Below are 20,889 nucleotides of genomic sequence, written 5' to 3'. Positions count from 1 at the left end.
TATTCTAAATAAAAGTCGGTTTGTAGTTCAAAATTCCTGTTGTATGTCTGGCTTACTTATGATTTAACCCAATACTTTCAAGGTAAGCCTTTCTTCCTTTTTCAGTAAAAATCCCTTGAAGAAAATGGTCCATCAATTCCATCTGTATATCCACCATCTTCACATCTTCTCCGCTGTAATTTGAAGGATCAAAAGCCGCATTGATTTGATTTACGCGCATCCTTGCCAAAATCCTTGTATTGATTTCTTCTCGAAAATACCCCAACTTTTTCCCTCTTTCTAAGACTTTGACGATGTTTGTCACAATAACATTGTCCCTAAAGCATTCGAACATTTTCCATGCATCCGGAAAATACCGTTGCACTTCTAAGATTGCCATTGGGTTCAAGTTGGCAATTCGCTCCCGGATCATTCTAGAGGTATAAACTAAATGTTCTATTACCCCGTCTTCATCGCTCATGATCGCTTCCAGCTTTTCTTGGTCTTCATTTAAGAGCATACCAAATGCTTCCTTTACCAACTCCTTTTTATCCTTAAATTCTTGGTAAATCGTCTTTTTGGAAACACCGGATAATCGTGCGATATCTTCCATCGTGATGGTTCTTACTCCAAAACGACTAAACTGTTCGACAGCAACCTCTAATATCTTCTTCCTCATTGAATATTATTCTTGATTTAAGCGAACGCAAAACTACGGAAACTTTCCACTTTCCAAAAGTTTCCTCAGTACTAAAAACGAACATTCTTTCGAGTTAACAAAAAAATAACATTGAAAACCGTACGATTACGAACATAAAAGCAGCTCTCCAACTTTTTCCTGACTCAAGCCAATGCCAGCAACCCTGAAATATTTTGTTTTCACTCAAGGAACTTTTTGGCTAAACGTTATCTATAATTCCATAGTTCAACTATTTTCAAACTTCGGTGATCCCACTGAATATTTCCAACCTCATCAAATAACCCTCTCCTAAATATTTCAATCTAAAGTCCAATTTCTTACCTTTGCAGCTTACTAGCCTAAGGACATGATATTCTTCTTCGAATCCCCTCAAAACCTTATCTACGCCGTACAAACTCCACAACCTTTCGCACCCGAAGACATCCAGAAATTAATCTGGCTTTTTGGAGAGGCCAAAGCACTGGAAACCAAACAGGTAGAAGGTAAATTCTCCGGCCCAAGAAAAGAAATGATTACACCCTGGTCCACCAATGCGGTGGAAATCACCCTAAATATGGGGATTCCGGGAATCATCAGAATTGAAGAGTTTTTCCCATTAAAAGAAGGGGATCAAATTGACCCCATGCTTCAAAAGTCTTACGATGGACTGGATCAGGATATCTTTGATATTCATTTAGAGCCTGAAAAAATTCAGGAAATCTCTGATATCGCTGCCTACAATAAAAAAGAAGGATTAGCGCTTAGCCAAGAAGAGGTTGATTACCTGGAGAACGTTGCCAAGCAGTTGGAAAGACCCCTGACTGACTCTGAAGTATTTGGTTTCAGTCAAGTGAACTCTGAACACTGCCGCCACAAAATCTTCAACGGAACCTTTATCATTGATGGAGAAGAGAAGCCTTTGACCTTATTTCAACTGATCAAAGAAACTTCCAAAAAGCATCCCAATAGAATTGCTTCTGCCTACAAGGACAACGTTGCTTTTGTGCAAGGACCAAAAGCGCAGCAATTTGCTCCAAAGACACAGGACAAAGCAGACTTTTTCGAAACAAGAGATATTGACACGGTCATTTCGCTGAAAGCAGAAACCCATAATTTCCCCACTACTGTAGAACCATTCAATGGAGCAGCTACCGGCGGAGGAGGTGAAATCCGAGATCGTATGGCAGGAGGAACAGCCTCTATTCCATTGGCCGGAACAGCGGTTTACATGACCTCTTACCCAAGAACTGAAGAAGGAAGAAGCTGGGAAAAGAACCTGGAAGCAAGACCATGGTTGTATCAATCTCCCATGGACATCTTGATCAAAGCTTCCAACGGAGCTTCCGATTTTGGAAATAAATTCGGTCAGCCTTTGATTTCTGGTTCTGTTCTAACTTTCGAACATGAAGAAGAGGGGAAGCAACATGGCTTTGATAAAGTAATCATGCTTGCCGGAGGTGTTGGCTTTACCAATGCCAAGTATACTAAAAAAGAAGAACCAAAAGCCGGTGATCTAATTGTGATCATGGGCGGTGATAATTATAGAATCGGAATGGGAGGATCTGCGGTATCTTCCCTAAATACCGGTGAACTTTCCAACGCCATCGAACTCAATGCGATTCAGAGATCTAACCCTGAAATGCAAAAGCGGGTGTCCAATGTGATCCGCGCCATGGCAGAGAATGAAAATAATCCAATCATTTCTATCCATGACCATGGAGCAGGTGGCCACTTAAATTGCCTATCTGAATTAGTGGAAAACACAGGAGGAACTATCCATATTGATAAGTTACCTGTAGGGGACCCTACCCTTTCAGCGAAGGAAATCGTGGGCAATGAGTCCCAAGAAAGAATGGGCTTGGTGATCGGAAAAAAGACATCGATACCCTTCATACCATTTCCGATAGAGAAAGAGCTCCTTTTTATGTAGTTGGAGAAACCACTGGAGACATGCATTTCAAATTTGAGAACCAGAAGACTGGAGAAAAGCCGGTAGACTGGAACTTGAGTTATATGTTTGGTTCCTCTCCCAAAACTATTCTAGAGGACACCACCAAGAAATCCGACTTTGCCGAAGCAAGCTATGATCCTGAACTGATTAAATCCTACATCAATGAGGTATTGCAGTTGGAAGCAGTGGCCTGTAAAGACTGGTTGACCAATAAAGTGGACCGATCCGTAACTGGTCGTGTTGCCACTCAACAAACTGTCGGCGCGATTCAACTTCCATTGAACGATGTCGCGGTAATGGCTTTGGACTTTACTGGTGAAAAAGGAATCGCCACTTCCATTGGACATGCTCCCGTAGCTGCTTTGGCAGATCCTGAAGCTGGAAGTAGGTTAGCCATCGCAGAAGCTCTTACAAATTTGATTTTTGCACCGATTCAAGATGGATTGGCTGGGATTTCCCTATCAGCGAACTGGATGTGGCCAGCGAAGAATGAAGGTGAAAATGATCGATTATACAGAGCTGTTGAAGCGGTTTCTAAATTTGCGATTGATTTAGGGGTCAATATTCCAACCGGAAAAGATTCCCTGTCCATGACACAAAAATATCCTGATGGAAAAGTAGTGTACTCTCCAGGAACTGTCATCATTTCTACAGTTGGGGAATGTATGGACGTGAAGAGATCTGTAAAGGCTGCAATTCAACCTGTCAAAGGAAGTAAGCTTTTGTATGTGGACTTCTCCCGAGAAGAAGCAAAACTTGCCGGATCCAGCTTCTATCAGGCACTTAATAAAATAGGAACCGAAACTCCTGACGTGAAGGATTCAGAACACTTTGCAAAAGCATTTGCTTCTGTTCAGGATCTCATAGATCAAGGATGGATTCTAGCGGGTCATGATATTTCTTCCGGGGATTGATCACTACCTTACTTGAAATGTGTTTCCCAAGCCCCGGAGTGGGTCTGAAAGTTCATCCTAACCGAATGAAAGAACAGGATTTGGTGAAAATGTTATTTGCTGAAAATCCTGGCGTAATTCTTCAGGTATCTGATGAGAATGCAGTAGAGGAGCTGTTGGTGGAAGATGATGTGGACTTCGTTGAACTTGCAAAAGTTACAGATACAGGTAAAGTTGAATTCAAAGGAACTGAACTTAGCTTAGAGGTAGCAGAGTTGAGAGATACTTGGTTCAAATCTTCCTACCTGTTGGATAGAAAGCAAAGTGGAGAAAAATTAGCAAAAGATCGCTTTGACAATTACAAAAATCAGATTCTTTCCTATGAATTTGCAGCAGGATGGAAAGGTGATTTCAATGCAGCTGGTTTAGATCCTTTCAGAAAAACCGTAGGCAAAGCGAAAGCGGCCATCATTCGTGAAAAAGGAGTGAATGGTGACCGGGAAATGGCTTATTCCTTATGGTTGGCGGGATTTGAGGTGAAGGACGTGCATATGACGGATTTGATTGCTGGAAGAGAAAACCTGGAAGATGTTCAAATGATTGTCTTTGTTGGAGGATTTTCTAATTCTGACGTGTTGGGTTCTGCCAAAGGCTGGGCCGGTGCATTCCTATACAATCCAAAAGCAAAGCAAGCCTTGGATAATTTCTATGCTAGACCTGACACCTTAAGTTTAGGGGTTTGTAACGGATGTCAGCTCATGATTGAATTAGGCTTGGTTACCTCTGATCATACAGATAAACCCAAAATGCTTCACAATGCATCCCATAAGTTCGAATCTACTTTCGTGAATGTAACCATTCCTGAAAATGATTCGGTGATGCTAGGTTCATTAAGCGGACAAAGGCTAGGTGTTTGGGTGGCACACGGTGAAGGTAAATTCCATTTACCTCAAGCGGAAAGCGATTATCACTTTGCCATGAAATACAGCTATGAAGCTTATCCTGGCAACCCTAATGGATCTGATTATGCCACAGCAGGCATCGCCTCTGCGGATGGACGTCACTTGGCCATCATGCCTCATATTGAACGAAGCTTAAAGCCTTGGAACTGGCCTTATTATCCTGCAGACAGAAAAGACGATTTTACTCCTTGGATGGATGCTTTTGTCAATGCTAGAAAATGGGTAGAAGAAAATTCAGAAAGTTAAAATCACAAAACTGAGAAAAACTTTTCCTTTTATAGGTTACGATTTTAAAGAATAAATATAAAGATAGCATTGGGTTTCGCTCGATGCTATTTTTGTTTCTTGTAGTTCCAAATCTTTTTAGAGTTTTTGATGAGCATTTTGGTTGATGTTCCCATCCAAAAACTCAAATTTTGTCCATCATTATTGTAGGTATGGATCATCCTAATAGGCAGTCAGATTTTTGTAGCAATAACAAGGACTGGGGCAGTTTATCCTCTTCGGTTTTTAACGGATATACTAAATATAAAATCTTTCAAACCAGAACTTCAGAATTAATAATTAGGCACAATGTGATCTTTGTCGTATAGCATTTTGTACTGATTCTTTAAGAAAATTCTTAAACTAAGGATGTGAGAAAAAATTCTAAGGATGAAAAGCATATTAATCGAGATCTTCCAAAGAACAATTCAATTTGAAATTCGATTATTTCCCTAGGCATAAGACGCCTAACACTGAATGGAGCCAAAAGAATTCCCCCGAAAATTAAACACCCTAAAAACCAGTTACATAACACACATATTAAATAATGTATTTTGAATCTAAGAAAAAATCAACTAACTAATTAAAATTAAAATAATAAAACTTTTATCTACTTAAATCAATAGGGATTCATAAAATTATCTAATTTTGTCAAAGATTTACGGAATATATTGGACAGCAAACACCTATCACCCAGTCACCTAGCAATCCAATATTCTATTCATTCTATTGCCATTTGAATATTACCAAACCAAATGAATCACACCCAAGAAAATCAAACCAGTTTATATACCAATTTAAGGAAACAAGCATTAGGAATTACAGCTGATCAAATTGAATCACCTTCATCCATTTCTGAATCAAAAGTATTTGGTGTCATGATAGACTGGGAGCTTGAAGAAGGACTCGCCAGTTTGGTAGCCTACCTATCTGGTGATGCGAGTATCTATTTTAGTCAAGGAGGAGGTATTATAGGGGGTGGAAATTTCGAAAACGTAAGGAATGAAGTTTTCTCTTTACTAGAAATGGCTCAGGGGTTGATTGAAAAGGCAACTAAAATCGAAGAAATTCCTTTTCCTGAAAAAGGGGCATGCAGAATTATGCTTTTTACCAAACAAGGATTCCACTGTCTTGAAGAAAAGTCTGAAGAGTTAAACTCTACTAATTCCAAATGGGGGTCATTTCTCTCACAAGCGAAGAAAGTACACCAAGCATTAGTTGAATTACAAAAAGATCAGGATATAAACTAGAAAAACTAGGGGATTATTCCTGGATTTACTGAAAAACAATGGAAAGCTATTTTTTAGAATCAGGTTTAATTCTGTTGGAGCGGTAGATTTCAATTACCATTTTTTTTAATCCCTATTTATTAAATTTTTGCTCGTTCATATTCTCCAACCATTGGTCTAAAAAATGGAGTGAAATGGCATGAAAAAACTATCTTCCGCAAATAGTATTTATTGGTTTCATCCATTTTCATTCACTAACTAATACCGTCCTAAGTGAGCAACACTAAATTGACTCGGCAAATGGGACTTTTGGCCTTGATTGCTACGGGAGTCTGTTCTATGCTTGGAGCTTCCATCAATGTGGTTCCTTTTATGATTCAAAGGAATGTTCCAGGAATAGGCCCTTACGTCTTACCTGCTTTTTTTTTTGCCGCTATTCCTGCCCTTTTTGCCGCTTTTGCCTATGGAATATTATCCTCCGCTATGCCGAGAGCTGGTGGTAGCTACATCTACGCAAGTCGTGGGCTCAACCCTTATTTGGGTTTCGTGGCTAGTTTTTCCCAATGGTTTGGGCTCTCCATAGTCATCGGAGTCATCTCCTATTTAACCATCCCATTTATTCGGGATATTTCCTCCAATTTTGGATGGAATGGCATTGCTGAAACTCTTGAGGTAGGCTGGGTTAGAGTTTCCCTTGCCTTAGGGATCATCTGGGGTTTTGTCCTGATCAATATCCAAGGAATAAAATCATACGAAAAAATCGTACTTCCTATGATGTTTTTGATGTTTGCCTTGGGAGGAATTGTAATCTTCTCAGGATTAATTTTTGACGCCAGTGATTTTTTGAGAGCATTACAAGAAAAGGAATCCAGAAACTTTGAGCCTACTCCCGTAGTGCCATTCGACTTGAAAGTGTTTCTATCTGCAGCCGCTTTACTTTTCTCTAGTTTCATAGGCTTTGACTCCATTGCTCAGGCTGGAGGAGAAGCTAAAAATCCAACTAAAAATCTTCCGAAAGCAATTGTATTGGCCATTGTGGGGGTGGGAGCATTTTACTTCCTGTTTTCGGCTTCAGTTTACCATATTGTCCCTTGGAGCTTTGTGGCGGAAGAAGCATTGAAAAAAGACATTTCAGCACCTGGCTTATTGAGCTATGTTTTGCCATCAGGCTGGGGAGTGGCTATCTTAGTTGGGGCTGCCATTGCTTTGATTAATGATTTACCAGCGATGTTGTTGTCTGTTTCCAGATTGATGTTTGCCTGGGCAGAAGACGGTATCTTTCCTGCTGCAATTTCTAAAGTTCATCTTCAAAATCACACACCCTATGTCGCCCTGTTAGTAGCAGGTTGCATGGCAAGTATTGGGGTTATAGGATCCCATTTTGCAGGTGACTTTTTTCTGGGAATTGATATTATGGTGACCTCCATGATGGTCAATTTCTTACTGATGTGTATCACCTTGGTTGCCATTCCAAGGATTAATCCCCAGCTAGCGAAAGAAATATCGGTGGTAAAAAACAGAAAAACCCAACTGTTAATAGCCTGGTCCGGGATTCTGACTTTATCAGCATTCCTGACCATCCACACCTATAAGGATTTAACATCAGAAACCACATCGTGGTATTTTCACTCCACTCCTATCTGGCTTATTGTCATGGGATTAGCAAGTATTATTTTTGCTTATAAGTGGAAGCAGTTGAAAAAACACGACCCTGATTTGACAAACACATTTTTGAAACTTCCTACTGAATAACACATGAATCCGAATATTGAATTAGCAGAAAATTTAAAGATTTCGAGGATCGTCACCGGCCTTTGGCAAATTGCAGATATGGAGCGTGATGGAAACACGTTGGATCCTGTCGCCACCTCAAAATACATGCAGGACTATGTTGATTCCGGATTTACTTCTTTTGATATGGCGGACCATTATGGTTCCAGTGAAATTATTGCGGGGACATTTAAGAACAGCCTTTCTGAAAAAGAAAAGATTCAACTGTTTACCAAATGGGTTCCGAAGCCAGGGAAAATCACCAGATCAGATGTTCGCAGCGCCATTCAAACTGCCCTTGACAGGATGCAACAAACCTCGATAGATTTGTTGCAATTCCATGCATGGTACTACCCTGACCCAAGCTGGCTTGATGGGCTATTCTATTTAAATGAACTGAAGGAAGAAGGACTGATCCAACACCTTGGGGTTACTAATTTTGATGCTGCCCATTTGAGAATTGCATGTGCCAGTGGAATCCCTATTGTAAGTAATCAAGTTTGCCATTCGGTAATTGACCAACGAGCTACGCTACAGATGAAACAGGTCTGTGATACGTATCATGTCAAATTATTGGCATTTGGTACTTTGGCCGGAGGCTTTTTAACGGACAGATGGGTAGGAAAAGCTGAACCCAGCAATTCTGAAATCAAAACCTGGTCTCAAATGAAATACAAGCGCTTCATAGATGCTGCCGGTGGCTGGGATGTGTTTCAACAATTATTACAAACCCTCAAGCAGGTAGCGGAGAAACATCAAGTATCAGTAGCCAACATTGCGGGGCGGTTTATTTTGGAGAACCCCAATGTTGCAGCCATCATCGTAGGTGCACGCTTGGGAGAGAGCGAACATATTGAAGACAATAAAAACCTGCTTGAAATCAATTTACAAGCGGAAGATCTTGAGCTTATCCAAGAAGCTCAAAGAAGTTTAACCCCCATACCCGGAGATTGTGGAGACGAATACAGAAAACCACCGTTCTTAACCGCTTCGGGAGATCTCAGTGACCATTTGGAAACCATCCCAAAGGCATTCACTCCTATTCAGAAAACAGCGCAACGCGAACAGATCTTCAGCGGAACAGAATGGGAAGAATATGCCGGCTATTGTAGGGCGGTAAAAGATGGAAATAGAGTTTATATTTCCGGCACTACCTCCACTCACGGCCCAGATCAAATAGGCGGCCTGGATCCAGCAGCCCAAACCCATTTTGTGATTGATAAAATTGAGGGAGTCCTTACCTCCTTTGGAGGTCCTTTGGAAGATGTGGTAAGGACTAGGATTTTTGTCAATGAAATTAAAGACTGGGAACCCGTGGCCCGAGCACATGGAGAACGGTTTAAAGGAATCAACCCAGCCAATACTTTGGTAGAAGCCAAATTAGTGGGTGAAGGTTACCTCGTAGAAATAGAAGCGGAGGCAATCATTTCCTCCGCTGATTAATTTGCTGCTAATCCAGGTTTACTTTCGATTCAAAGGTTTTCCATTCTATTCCCATAAATGAATCCACGGTTTTTGAATATTCTTCCACCAGTTCAGTAGCCTGATTCAAGATTTCCTGATGCTGAATAGAGGGTAGTTGAGTTTGAGCTGCCGCAATTTTTAATACCTCCTGGACTTTTGAGTAGGGAGAAGACTCAAAGGATTGCCAAGCTCCTACTTGTCTTTCGGGCCTAGGGGTTTGTCCCTGGGCCCGAAGAGCCTGGAGTTGTGCTTTCATGTTCTTAGCCAATTCTAAACTCGGATTCTTGTTTTCTCCTTCTTCTAATTTTTCAATCAGCTGGTCTACCACCTTTGTTTTTTCATCCATCAACCCTAAGACCTCTGCAAGCTTTTTCACCTGGACATCAATGGCTTTTCTATACTTGTACAGTTCCACATCTACCTTGGGATCCAGGTTAAATCTGGGATCAGGAATTACCTGGACAGCGGTGGAATCAAGATACTCCCCAAAGGAAAGTACTATCTTATATTCTCCTGGCAATACAGGAATGTCTCTTGAAAATTCATCGGTCCCTTTCGGTCTTAAAGAGGAAGAATGCTCATCCAATTTCCAAATCATATAGTTCAGCCCTTTTTCCAATTGAGAAGATTCCACCGTATTGATCAATCTATTTTCGGCATCATAAATCCTGGCAGTTACCGACCTGTTTTCCTCAGGGGTTTCTGACAAGTAAAAAGGAATCTTCGTTTGTTGGAACACTTTGTTCTCTCCTTCAAAAGTGGTATTAAAACCGCTCCAAATATTGCCTGGAGGATTGATAAACAAGCCTTTGACTTGGACCGCATCATTCATAGGCAACGCGGTAATTCCAGATTTAAGCCTACCTGAAGCAATTTCCCGAAGAGAAAGTAAATCATCTAGGATCCATATTGCTCTACCAAAAGTCCCGATGATCAGGGCAGATTCCGGTTCTTGAATTTTTAAATCCATGGTTGATACTGAGGGAAATCCATTTTGAAATTGCTCCCAACTTTCTCCTTCGTCGAAGCTTATCCATAATCCATGTTCGGTGCCAAGAAATACTAAATCAGACTCTTCTGGGTCTTGGATTACAGAAAGCGCATACCCTCTCACCTGATCTTCGTCTGCCATCCGTTGCCAGGTATTCCCAAAGTCTTTGGTTTGAAACAGATATGGCGTATAATCACCCTTTCTATAATTATTGACCACCATCCAAGCCGCCCCTTTTTCATACCTAGAAGCCTCCATTTGGGCAACCCAACCTTCTTCAGGCATTTCCTGGATATTGGACGTAAGATTTTTCCAGGTCTTTCCTGCATCAGTAGTCAACTGTACTTGACCATCATCGGTTCCTACCCAGATAATTTGGTCATTTAGGCTACTTGGAGCAATTGTTAAAATCGAATTGTAGCGCTCAGCTCCTGATACATCCAATGTCAATCCTCCATAGTCTGCCTTTTGATGGTCAGGATTATTGGTGGTCAAATCCGGTGAAATAATTTCCCAAGTGCGCCCTTTATCATGGGTCTTATGGACATATTGTGATCCATAATAGACAGAATTGGAATCAAAGGGATTCTTTGCAAACCCAGCATTCCAGTTAAACCGTAAACTAGTTGCTAAGTCCGGAGCCGGGGGTTGAATGCTGACATAGTAGCCGGTTATTTTATCATATCGATATAAATCACCGTTTTGAGAAGAGCCATAACCAAACCTTGAATTATCAAGGTCTGGAGCAATATCAAAACCATCTCCTCCCACGAGGTATTGCCAATACAAGGTCCTTATTCCTCCACGCTTCCAAGTATAAGCCGGGCCAGACCAATTGCCATTATCCTGCATTCCACCATAGACATTGTAAGGAACGTCATGGTCCACTCCCACATGATAAAATTGGGCGACTGGAATTGACTCAGGAAAATACCAGCTTTTCCCATGGTCATAGGTGATTCCTAATCCTCCATCGCCTCCAATAATAAAATGCTGTGCATCATTTGGATTGACCCAAAATGCGTGAAAATCGGCATGAATCCCTTTGGTTTCGTCAGCAGGGATCATGGGAACCGGATCAAATGATTTTCCTCCGTCATAACTCACCGACAAAGGCTGGTAAATATTATACAGCCTGTCGGGGTCTTCGGTGTCAATGGCTAAATCCTGAAAATAAAAGGGTCTGTTATTTGCAAACTTTGGATCATCATTAATCAACTGCCAGGTATTCCCTCCATTGTCACTCCTATAGATGGCATTTCTTTTCGCTTCTATTTTTGCATACATCCTTTGAGGATTGGACAGGGAAATTGCCAAGCCGATTCTTCCCAGCTCTCCAGCAGGTAATCCTTCATTTTCTCCTTGTTGCTGCCAGGTTACCCCTCCATCCTTGGTGACATAAAGACCTGAACCAGAACCGCCCGAAGTGAAATAATAGGGAGTTCGCTTATGTTCATAAAGTGCTGCAAAAAGTATGTTTGGGTTTTCAGGATGCATGACTAAATCAGCAATTCCCGATTGATGATTGGAAAACAAAATTTTCTCCCAAGTTTTCCCTCCGTCTGTAGTTTTATAAAGACCTCGATGTTCGTTGGCAGTGAATGGATCCCCCATCGCTCCTACATACACTGTATTGGCATCTTTAGGATCGATGATAATTCGATGAATGGTTTTGGTTTCCTCTAGCCCCATATGTTGCCAGGTCTTTCCACCATCTTGACTTTTAAAAACCCCCATACCTAAGTTCATGGAGTTTCTGGGATTCCCCTCTCCTGTACCTACCCAAATCACCTCCGGATTACTCTGTTGGATCGCCAAGGCTCCAATATTTTGTGTGGGTTGATCATCAAAAACTGGCTTCCAAGCCGAACCACCATTCTCAGATTTCCAAACCCCTCCTGAGGCTGCACCTACGTACATGATTTTTGGATTTGAAGTGACCACGCCTATAGTCGTAATTCTTCCACTCATATTGGCAGGCCCCACATTCCTGACATTCAAATTTTGAAGGCCAGAGAGGTCGGTAGATTGAGCAAAAATAGCATGGCCAATCACTACAAAAAGCAACAAAAAGGTAAGCTTAAACTTCATTTGGGACAGGTGACAGGTTTTAGTAATCTAGATGAAATCTTCTAAAAGGTATTGACATTTTCAACCTCCTTTTAGAGGAGTCAAGATAAAACAAAAATTAAAAAGGGTTCATTATCCTTTTTTGAAAACTCAATGGTCCATATGATTGGTAAAATCTTTGTCCTAGAAATGGAACTTGTCCTTTAACTTCTCGATTTAGGAAGTACCAATTCAAACATGGATATGCAAAGGGGGTTAAAAATCCAGAGTTTATACCACTAGAAAAGCGCTAATTCAATTGAGATGAAACAACTTATTGAGTCTTTGGGAAACACTTCAACCATGCCAGTTCTTTTTTAGGTCATGGAAGCCCCATGAATGCCATAGAAGAAAATGAATTTGTGAATGGTTTCAGGAAAGTATCCTCTGAAATAGAAATGCCCAAAGCCATTCTGGTAGTTTCTGCTCATTGGGAAACTCCCGGAACCCAAGTCACTGCGATGGATTTCCCTACTACAATCCATGATTTTGGTGGATTTCCAAAAGCGTTGTACGAGGTCCAATATCCAGCGCCAGGAAGTCCGGCTCTTGCCAAACAAACCCAACAACTGGTTAAAAGCACGGAGGTTCACCTGGATGATCAATGGGGGTTGGACCATGGAGCATGGTCAGTAATCCGGCATATGTATCCAGAAGCTAATGTCCCGATCATTCAAATGAGTATTGATTACAGAAAAAGCCCACAAGAACACTATCAACTGGCTCAGGAACTTCGAGCATTACGGAACAAAGGAGTGTTGATTGTGGGAAGTGGAAACCTAGTCCATAATTTACGAATGGTAGATTGGAGAAGACTGAACGAAAATTATGCCTTTGACTGGGCGGAGGAAGCAAGTCAAATAATGAGTGAATTTATCTTGAATAGGGATCATGAAAACCTAATTCAGTTTTCTAAACAAGGGAGAGCTTTTCAACTGTCAATTCCAACACCAGAACATTTTTTACCCTTATTATACACCCTCGGGTTGCAGGATAAAAATGAGGAGATTTCATTATTCAATGATAAACCCTTGGCAGGTTCATTGACCATGACCTCTGTTAAAATTGGGGCCTAAAATAGGACGAATGCTTTCCTGGGACGGATAATCAAAAGTTAGTTTTTAGGCTAGGGAAACCTTATCCAATCCAGGGGTCATTATCAATGCCCCTTACATTATTTTTTTGCATCCTCTTATTTTTTTGAATTCTTCTTGAAAGCAGCTAAATTTTAGTATCAAACTTTTTCAATTAATCTGAAATCAATGATTAATCAATCGATCTTTTTTGCCATTCACCCAGATGCCCCCAAAGACATGCGCATCTTTGGAGACAAGCTTAAAGCAGGGAAAACCAGAGGAAAAACTACCGCTACAGGATTTGAAACAAAAGCCCAAAGTCCCACTCCAGGTCTTCAAACACCTGAATTGATCAGCTCATATAAAGGGGTAATTGATACCATTCTTTTCGCTTTTCCTTCTGTCCCCCACTTTGGAGCCTCCGAAAGGACAGAGGCCTATCGGTCTGTCATCAAAGCGCTTCGTTTAGGAACCAAGTTTATCATAGTACATTATGAACAGGACCGAGACACCATTGAATCCTGGTTTAGCTCAGTAGGCCATGAATCCAATTTGATTTCCTGGGTTCCTATCCCTAGTTATGTGGACTTTACCGACTGGGCGGAAGATGCCTATTTGGCATTAAAGGACGCTTATGACGAAACTTATTATTTAATGGAACCTTGGGAATTCCCTCGTTCCGGAGATCAATTATTGGCAGACAGTATTGAAGAATACACCAACATCAATGCAAGCCAGGCACCGTTGATTTTTCAGGGTGGAAATTGCCTGGTTGCAGATGATTTCTGGATATTGGGAAAAGACTATTACCAGGACACCATTCATCAAATCCAAGATCAAACCCTACCTCTGAGAGTCAATACAGGCCAACAAATAGAAGAGCTGGTCCGTCAGAGTTTTTCTGATTTTTTGGATAAAAACAGACCGATGTTCGTGGCGGGGACTAAAAAAGAAATTCCAATATCAGCTTATGTTGGCAATAAAGAATCAGACGAATACATTCTGGATATTGTGGGAGTAGGAACCGGTCCATTCCAACCTATTTTTCATGTGGATATGTTCATCAGTTTGATTGGAAAGAATGAAGACGGGAAATTTGAAATCATGGTCGGCTCTCCCCAATTAGGCAACGAGCTCATGGGATTCCCTAACCGTCGTCATAATCTTCAAGAAGCCTATGATGAAATTGCCCGATCTTTTAAAAAGCAAGGGGTGATCGTTCACCGGACCCTTTGGTGCATTATCCTGAGTTCACAGGTAGAAAAATCCCAATTTCTTATTTGAGGGACCTCGCCGTCCAAAATCCAGATGACAAAGATATCAATAGCGCTTTGAAAGACCTCCTTTACCTTGGCGCCAGGGAAAATGATCTAGCCTCTGTCAGAAATTGGCATCATATCACTTCCAACAATTGCTTGGTAGAAAACAGTGAAAAGGTAGGCAAGCATGTCTATTTACCTACATTCGGTCATGGAGAATATGCTTCTCTAGCTGTTTTGGATGATCATATGGAGGCACTTTGGGAAAGTTTCGGCTTTACCGTACACCGTCTTGGAGACTTCAATAGCTTCGCTAAAAGGCAAGGCGTGGTGCATTGCATTTCTAAATATCTCAAGAGGGGAGATTAATATGAATCTCTCACTTTTAACAAAGAACGATTCTAGTGATGGCAACTAATTTGGATGTGTTAACCCGAATGGATTTCCTTATCAGGGACTGGAAAACCAAAAACGATGATCGGCAGGTTTTTTTAAGTTGTTACCGTCTCATGACAGGAAATATGTTTCAGGCGATAGAAATGGATGAGTTTCATGACACCAGTTGGATCATTACTCTCCTTCATCGATTTGCCAATTATTACTTTGATGCCTTGGAATGTTATGATTGCGGAAAAACCTCCCCAAAAATATGGCAAGAGGTGCATCACTGTACCGCCGAACTCAACTTACGCCAGGTTCAATATTTATTAATGGGAGTAAATGCGCATATCAATTATGACTTGGTATTGACGTTATTTGATCTCCTTAACCAAGAATGGCCCCATTTAAGCCGTGAAGAGCAGCAACTACGCTATGAGGACCATTGTAAGGTCAATGAAATAATTGCTGCTTCCATAGATCAAGTTCAGGATGAACTGATCAATCCCTCGGATCTTTTGATGGAATGGATGGATCATGTATTTGGTAACCTGGATGAATACCTCATATCTTCTCTGATTACCCATTGGAGAAAAGAAGTTTGGGATCAAGCTTGTGTGTTATTGGGAACGAAAGGAATAGAACACCGAGAAATTCTAAGAGCCAAACTAGAAAGGAGTGTATTAAAGCGAAATAGGATTCTTGCCATTGATTTTTAAGTGTGCCTTTTATTTCAACTACCTACTTGTTTTCGACCTGACTTCAAAATCCTTACCCGCAGCTTTATACCCACAAGGAAAAAACGTAACTTAAATAAGAATTTAATTTTTAGACTTTTAGAACATGAAAAAGACACTGCATGATCACCTTTCTTTTACCGGTGAACCCAAAAACATACTTTCTTTAGATGGAGGAGGAATCCGAGGCGCGTTGAGCTTGGGGTACCTCAAAAAGATCGAGACCATACTGCAAAATAAAAACGGCAAAGATTATCTCTTGTGTGATCATTTTGACTTAATCGGCGGTACTTCCACGGGCTCCATTATCGCTACTGCTTTGGCAATAGGAATGAAAGTAGACGAAATTAAAGATCTCTATATGGATCTAGGAGGGAAGATTTTCGGTAAAAAATATAGCTTTTGGAATCCCCTTCAAACCTGGAAATTCCTGAAGGCCAATTACGATTATACGGTGTTGGAAAAATCATTGAAAGGAGCTTTTGGAGACATCACCTTGGGTAGCGATCAAATCAAAACCGGTCTTTGTATTGTCGCTAAAAGAGCTGATACCAATAGCGTATGGCCCCTAATTAACCACCCTCAGGGGAAATTTTTTGACACCAGTTTGGGAAAAAATAAAAACATCCCGCTTTGGCAGGCGGTCAGAGCAAGTAGTGCCGCTCCCACCTATTTTGCACCGCAAATGATAGATGTAGGCGATGGGCAACAAGCGGCATTTGTGGATGGTGGAGTGAGTATGGCAAACAATCCGTCCATGACTTTACTAATGGTAGCTACTTTAAGAGGATTCCCATTCCATTGGGAAATGGGAGAGGATAAATTAAGTGTGGTTTCTGTAGGGACAGGTTATAGTGTATTCAAAAAACAAGTAGGTGAGATCAAAGAAGCCTGGATGAAAACCTGGGCCATGAATGTACCGGATATGCTGATGCAGGATGCGAGCTGGCAAAACCAGATTATGCTTCAATGGCTGTCCAACTCCCCTACTGCCCATTACATAGATATGGAAATTGAGACATTGAGAGATGATTACATCGGTGGCAAACCCATGATCAAATACCTTAGATACAATTTCCCCATCACCGAGAATGAACTCAATGGCTTAGCCTTGGGTAAAAATTACACGGAAAAAGATGTGGCAAGTCTCATAGAAATGAGCAATGCCGAAAACCGGGAAGAACTCTATAAAATCGGTGAAGCAGCAGCCAAAGACTCCGTGAAAGAGTATCACTTTGACTGACAATTTTCTTAATTCTCCATTAAAACCTGAATAACCTGTGCCACCCAATCTCCTTGAGAATGATATAACTCAAGGTTATTGGCGGTGGATTCTGTTTGCCAACTTTCATGAGCTGTAGCAATGGCATTGGATAAATAAGTGAATGCTTTCTCCTTATTATTTTGGAGAATGGCTAACTCCAACAAACTTGCATGAGGCCAATATCCATCAAAATTTGAAGGTGCTTTTCTCATTGACACTTTGTCTTTCTTGGATAGATAGGTCAAAACCGAGTATTCCACCACATTGGCAAAACCAGCTGAATCCTGGTCCCCTCTAACAAATTTCAATGTGGCCGCATTTATTCCTGGATAAAAATCACGTAAATCAGATTGAAAGCCCTCGGTATAGATTTCAATGGCCTTATCCAAGAAACCTTTGGCCAAAAATTCATTTTGACCTTTCGCTTCCATGTATTTATCCTTATAAATCCTGCCCAAAATCCCAAGCGTCTCACTATTTGAACCTTTATCACCCAAAATCGCAGTAAGTACATCAATGGCCTTATTTTTATTTCCTGAACGATTCAATGCAAACCCATACTGTTCTTGAACCATGACGGTAGTTCTTAAATGGTCCGGTAACGATTCGATATAGGTAACCATTTGCGGATAAGCATTTATTGACCGATAGGCCAACATGAAATTAATGGCTAAAGAAGCATCCCAATCCTCTTTATCAGGCAGGCTTTCTTCCAGCTTTGCCAATGCTGCTGGTTTATCCGGGTTGGATTTTGACTCAACTACCTCTTGGATTAACTCACTGACATCATTTTCCTGCTTCGCTTTTTCCCGGAGCATCTCTACTTTGTCAGAGGAGAGATTGTGTTTGAATTCTATTCCATCCAGCAATTGATAAACCGGACTATCCGTCACCTTACTTTTCCTAACGCCAGCGATATATTCCTTTAAAGCCTCTTTTTTACTTTCCAATTCAGAAATTTCATCCTCCACAATGGTATACGGGAAGCACCGGACATCCACCAAATCAAACGGGATCTTGGTACCGGTTTCAAAAATACTGAAGGTGGTATATGGCTTAGCAGTGTATCGGATCCCCAATTCATAAAAGACATTGGCATTGGCCGTTGTCAAATCAGCGATTGCAAAATCACATAAAATCAAACGCTCATACATGGGTTTATGGATAATTCCCCCCATCATTTCCTGATCAGCACGAATCGATTCCAATCCAGATTCTTCAATGACAGGCTTGATAAAATTTTCATATACCTGATCAAAATTGATGATCCTTCCAGTGGCATCCGGTTTTTTCCCAAATGGCATAATCACAAAACATAAAGGTTTCATAGCGCTATGGTTTCAAGTAAAATTTTATCTCAACTTCTGTTCTGAGTTATTCAGTGATTTTCGCCTCATTGATGGCCTTCAGAATACTATACCTCTTTTCTGCCCTTTTCTGAATGTTTACTTTTTCCCTGGAGGAATTCAGCCAGATGGCTATTTCCCCAATTCTCAATCTGATGACACTTGAATTCACACAGCTTTGAAGAAAAAATATCTGAATATGTAAGTTTTTCTCCCATAGGTAAAAGCCAAAAGGAGTTTTGATGACTGCCAAATCAGGATAACCTACCAGACCTTTGGCTTGTGAGGAAGTCACCCTTCCATAAACTGCGATAAAATGAATCACCCCGGATGACTTGTTACTTCCTATAATTTCTTTCTGTTCATATAAAAAAGGCCTCCCTAACTGGTTTCTGGCATCCGCTACCGACATGCTATCCGGCACGGCATAATAATTACAAATGGAATCCAAAAAAACAGGATTTCTATCCAATGATGTTTGCAAGGTTTCCTTCATTTCAAGAATTCGCTCCGGATAGGAAAGTTTGCTCCAATCCAAAGTTTCAGGTATACTCGAGGAACCTGCCACCACTCTTTTCTGGGTTTCGAATGATTTCTCCAAAGCTTTTAAGAGATACCTTTTGATCTGGATTAGGCACTTTTCTTTCAATTCCTCAAAGTCCCTGGCATCAATGGTTTCAAAATGTTTAAAGTCATTGGCCATATCATCTGCAAAACTTCGATTCCTTTCATAGGCTGGTCCTTTGGTAGGGAGTTTAAAAAACTGGCTGATATTCAAGCCAAAGGTCATATCAGAGAACTCCTGCAAGGCTGCCAAATACTCTTCATGACAAATCCCATTGGAAGAATCCAAATCTGCAATGGGCCAACCTGCTTCCCCATTGTAAAGGATAATGATCACATGGGAAGACCTCAAGGTCTCCATGCAGTTCTCAAAAGCATCCTTAGACAAAGTAGAATCAAAAGTCCCTTCATTGATGAGTACATCAAAAATTTGCTCTTGGAGGAATAATTCTTTCTCTAATTCAACTTGTAAAAACTTCCTTAGATCCTTGAGGGATTTACCCGAATCCAAATTGGAAAATGAAGAATTGACTCTACTGGAAAGAAAAACTTTGATCGTACTCATGGACAATGGTTAAAAAATCAACAGTGAAAACCTCCCCTAAATTTAACCATATCTGGATAAAATCCTTTGATACAACCCCTTGAATACTTGCTTCTTTTTTTATTAGAAAGTTGAATTCAATCAATTATTCAGATCTATTTTCCGTCACTTGATCCACCACCAATGCGATCGCTCCATCTCCAGTCACATTACAAGCAGTCCCAAAACTGTCCATCGCAATGTACAACGCGATCATTAATCCGATCATTTCCTCATTGAACCCGAGCATGGACTGAAGTACACCAATGGCAGCCATGATTGCTCCTCCCGGCACTCCTGGTGCTGCGACCATGGCAATTCCCAGCATAAAGATAAACCCGGCAAACATTCCAAAGTCATAAGGAAGTCCCTGTAAGATCATCAACGCCATCGCACAGGCAGTGATTTTCATAATACTTCCCGATAGATGAATGGTTGCACAAAGTGGGATGACAAAGCCTGCGATCTTCGGAGAAACTCCGTTTTTTCTGCTTGCTCCAAAGTCACTGGTATGGTGGCAGCGGAGGATTGCGTCCCCAAAGCCGTGAAATAAGCCGGCAACATGGTCAACAATAACTTCACGGGATTTTTCTTTACAATGGTTCCGGTAATCACATACTGCAAAATCAACAAGAAGATATGCATGGCAAAAATCACTCCGATGATATTCAGGAATACGGAGAGGATGGAGTACACCTGACCACTAAACGCCATGTTTGCAAAAATCCCCAAAATAAATAAGGGCAAGAGTGGAATAATCACATTTTCAATCACTTGCATGATGATCTTCTCAAAATCCTTCACTACCTTTTTCAAAGTGGAATTCTCTTGATAGGACAATCCCAAACCAATCACAAATGCCAAAACCAGGGAGGACATCACGTCAATCACCGCTGGAATAGTGATACTAAAATAAGGCACTAAATCATTCCCTTCCTCTGCTATTTCAGTGGCTTCGTTCACATGAGAAGCCAACAAAGATGGGAAAATGGTAGAGGAAGTAAAGTAGCTCATAAACCCGGAAAACAAGGTAGACCCATATGCAATGGCAGCAGTGAGCAATAAGAGTTTTCCGGCTCCTTTCCCCAGATCAGAAATTGCCGGCATGATTAATCCCAGAATGATTAAAGGAATGGCAAAATTCAGAAATTGACCAAAAAATGCATTGAAGGTGGCAAATATCCTATTGACAGATTCGGGTAAAAAGAGGCCAAACAGGATACCCAAAACAATGGCTATAAACACCTTAAATAATAAATTTGAAAATAAACTCTTCATTTTTTTTAGGGACTTTCTAAATTAAACCTGTAACAAGGCTTTATGATTAAGTCCGCTAAGATAAAGGAATAGGCTGGTAGATTGGAATGGAGGGGTCAATAATTAACCCTATT

The 20,889-nt window shown here is 40.9% G+C and carries 12 protein-coding genes and 2 pseudogenes; 9 read left to right on the top strand and 5 right to left on the bottom strand.

The window, feature by feature from the left end; genetic code table 11:
• Positions 1-52: 52 nt before the first annotated feature.
• On the bottom strand, positions 53-658 hold the full coding sequence (locus V8V91_RS23200) for a TetR/AcrR family transcriptional regulator (protein WP_373397442.1): 606 nt from the start codon (positions 656-658) through the stop codon (positions 53-55).
• Positions 659-1,025: 367 nt separating this feature from the next.
• On the opposite strand from V8V91_RS23200, the pseudogene purL reads away from it, so the two are divergent.
• The 4 genes and pseudogenes from purL to V8V91_RS23180 all read left to right on the top strand — a co-directional run bounded on the left by purL (position 1,026) and on the right by V8V91_RS23180 (position 9,170).
• Positions 1,026-4,710 (top strand): annotated as a pseudogene (purL, locus tag V8V91_RS23195) (phosphoribosylformylglycinamidine synthase).
• A gap of 773 nt (positions 4,711-5,483) precedes the next feature.
• Positions 5,484-5,978 (top strand): hypothetical protein, encoded by a 495-nt coding sequence (locus tag V8V91_RS23190; protein WP_373397441.1) that lies wholly within the window; start codon positions 5,484-5,486, stop codon positions 5,976-5,978.
• Between the two features lie 252 nt (positions 5,979-6,230).
• Positions 6,231-7,709, top strand: a complete 1,479-nt coding sequence (locus V8V91_RS23185) for an APC family permease (RefSeq protein ID WP_373397440.1) — start codon at positions 6,231-6,233, stop codon at positions 7,707-7,709.
• A 3-nt stretch (positions 7,710-7,712) separates the two neighbouring features.
• Entirely contained in the window at positions 7,713-9,170 is a 1,458-nt protein-coding gene (locus V8V91_RS23180; protein WP_373397439.1) for an aldo/keto reductase, read from the top strand.
• Between the two features lie 7 nt (positions 9,171-9,177).
• Here the strand turns inward: V8V91_RS23180 and V8V91_RS23175 are convergent, their stop codons facing one another.
• Positions 9,178-12,273, bottom strand: coding sequence for a WD40/YVTN/BNR-like repeat-containing protein (locus tag V8V91_RS23175; protein WP_373397438.1), 3,096 nt, complete (start codon positions 12,271-12,273; stop codon positions 9,178-9,180).
• A 353-nt stretch (positions 12,274-12,626) separates the two neighbouring features.
• On the opposite strand from V8V91_RS23175, the gene ygiD reads away from it, so the two are divergent.
• The 5 genes from ygiD to V8V91_RS23150 all read left to right on the top strand — a co-directional run bounded on the left by ygiD (position 12,627) and on the right by V8V91_RS23150 (position 16,984).
• A complete protein-coding gene (ygiD, locus tag V8V91_RS23170) occupies positions 12,627-13,367 on the top strand; it encodes a 4,5-DOPA dioxygenase extradiol (protein WP_373397436.1) in 741 nt (246 codons plus the stop codon).
• Between the two features lie 186 nt (positions 13,368-13,553).
• Entirely contained in the window at positions 13,554-14,651 is a 1,098-nt protein-coding gene (locus V8V91_RS23165) for a hypothetical protein (RefSeq protein WP_373397435.1), read from the top strand.
• Positions 14,648-14,995, top strand: a complete 348-nt coding sequence (locus tag V8V91_RS23160; protein ID WP_373397434.1) for a hypothetical protein — start codon at positions 14,648-14,650, stop codon at positions 14,993-14,995. Before V8V91_RS23165 ends, V8V91_RS23160 begins: the two co-directional genes overlap by 4 nt.
• Positions 14,996-15,033: 38 nt before the next feature.
• Positions 15,034-15,723 (top strand): DUF5995 family protein, encoded by a 690-nt coding sequence (locus V8V91_RS23155; RefSeq protein ID WP_373397433.1) that lies wholly within the window; start codon positions 15,034-15,036, stop codon positions 15,721-15,723.
• Positions 15,724-15,847: 124 nt separating this feature from the next.
• Positions 15,848-16,984 carry a patatin-like phospholipase family protein gene (locus V8V91_RS23150; RefSeq protein WP_373397432.1) on the top strand — a complete coding sequence of 379 codons (1,137 nt, stop codon included), beginning with the start codon at positions 15,848-15,850 and terminating at the stop codon, positions 16,982-16,984.
• A gap of 8 nt (positions 16,985-16,992) precedes the next feature.
• On the opposite strand, the gene V8V91_RS23145 is transcribed toward V8V91_RS23150, so the two are convergent.
• The 3 genes and pseudogenes from V8V91_RS23145 to V8V91_RS23135 all read right to left on the bottom strand — a co-directional run bounded on the left by V8V91_RS23145 (position 16,993) and on the right by V8V91_RS23135 (position 20,776).
• A complete protein-coding gene (locus tag V8V91_RS23145) occupies positions 16,993-18,333 on the bottom strand; it encodes a TRAFs-binding domain-containing protein (RefSeq protein ID WP_373397431.1) in 1,341 nt (446 codons plus the stop codon).
• Between the two features lie 46 nt (positions 18,334-18,379).
• The gene (locus V8V91_RS23140; RefSeq protein ID WP_373397429.1) at positions 18,380-19,480 is read right to left on the bottom strand and encodes a hypothetical protein; all 1,101 of its coding nucleotides are present in this window, start codon (positions 19,478-19,480) and stop codon (positions 18,380-18,382) included.
• A 124-nt stretch (positions 19,481-19,604) separates the two neighbouring features.
• Positions 19,605-20,776, bottom strand: a pseudogene (locus tag V8V91_RS23135) (dicarboxylate/amino acid:cation symporter).
• Between the last annotated feature and the right edge of the window lie 113 nt (positions 20,777-20,889).

This window comes from Algoriphagus halophilus (assembly GCF_041729275.1).
GTDB lineage: Bacteria > Bacteroidota > Bacteroidia > Cytophagales > Cyclobacteriaceae > Algoriphagus > Algoriphagus halophilus_A.
This window is presented reverse-complemented; position numbering and strand designations above follow the sequence as displayed.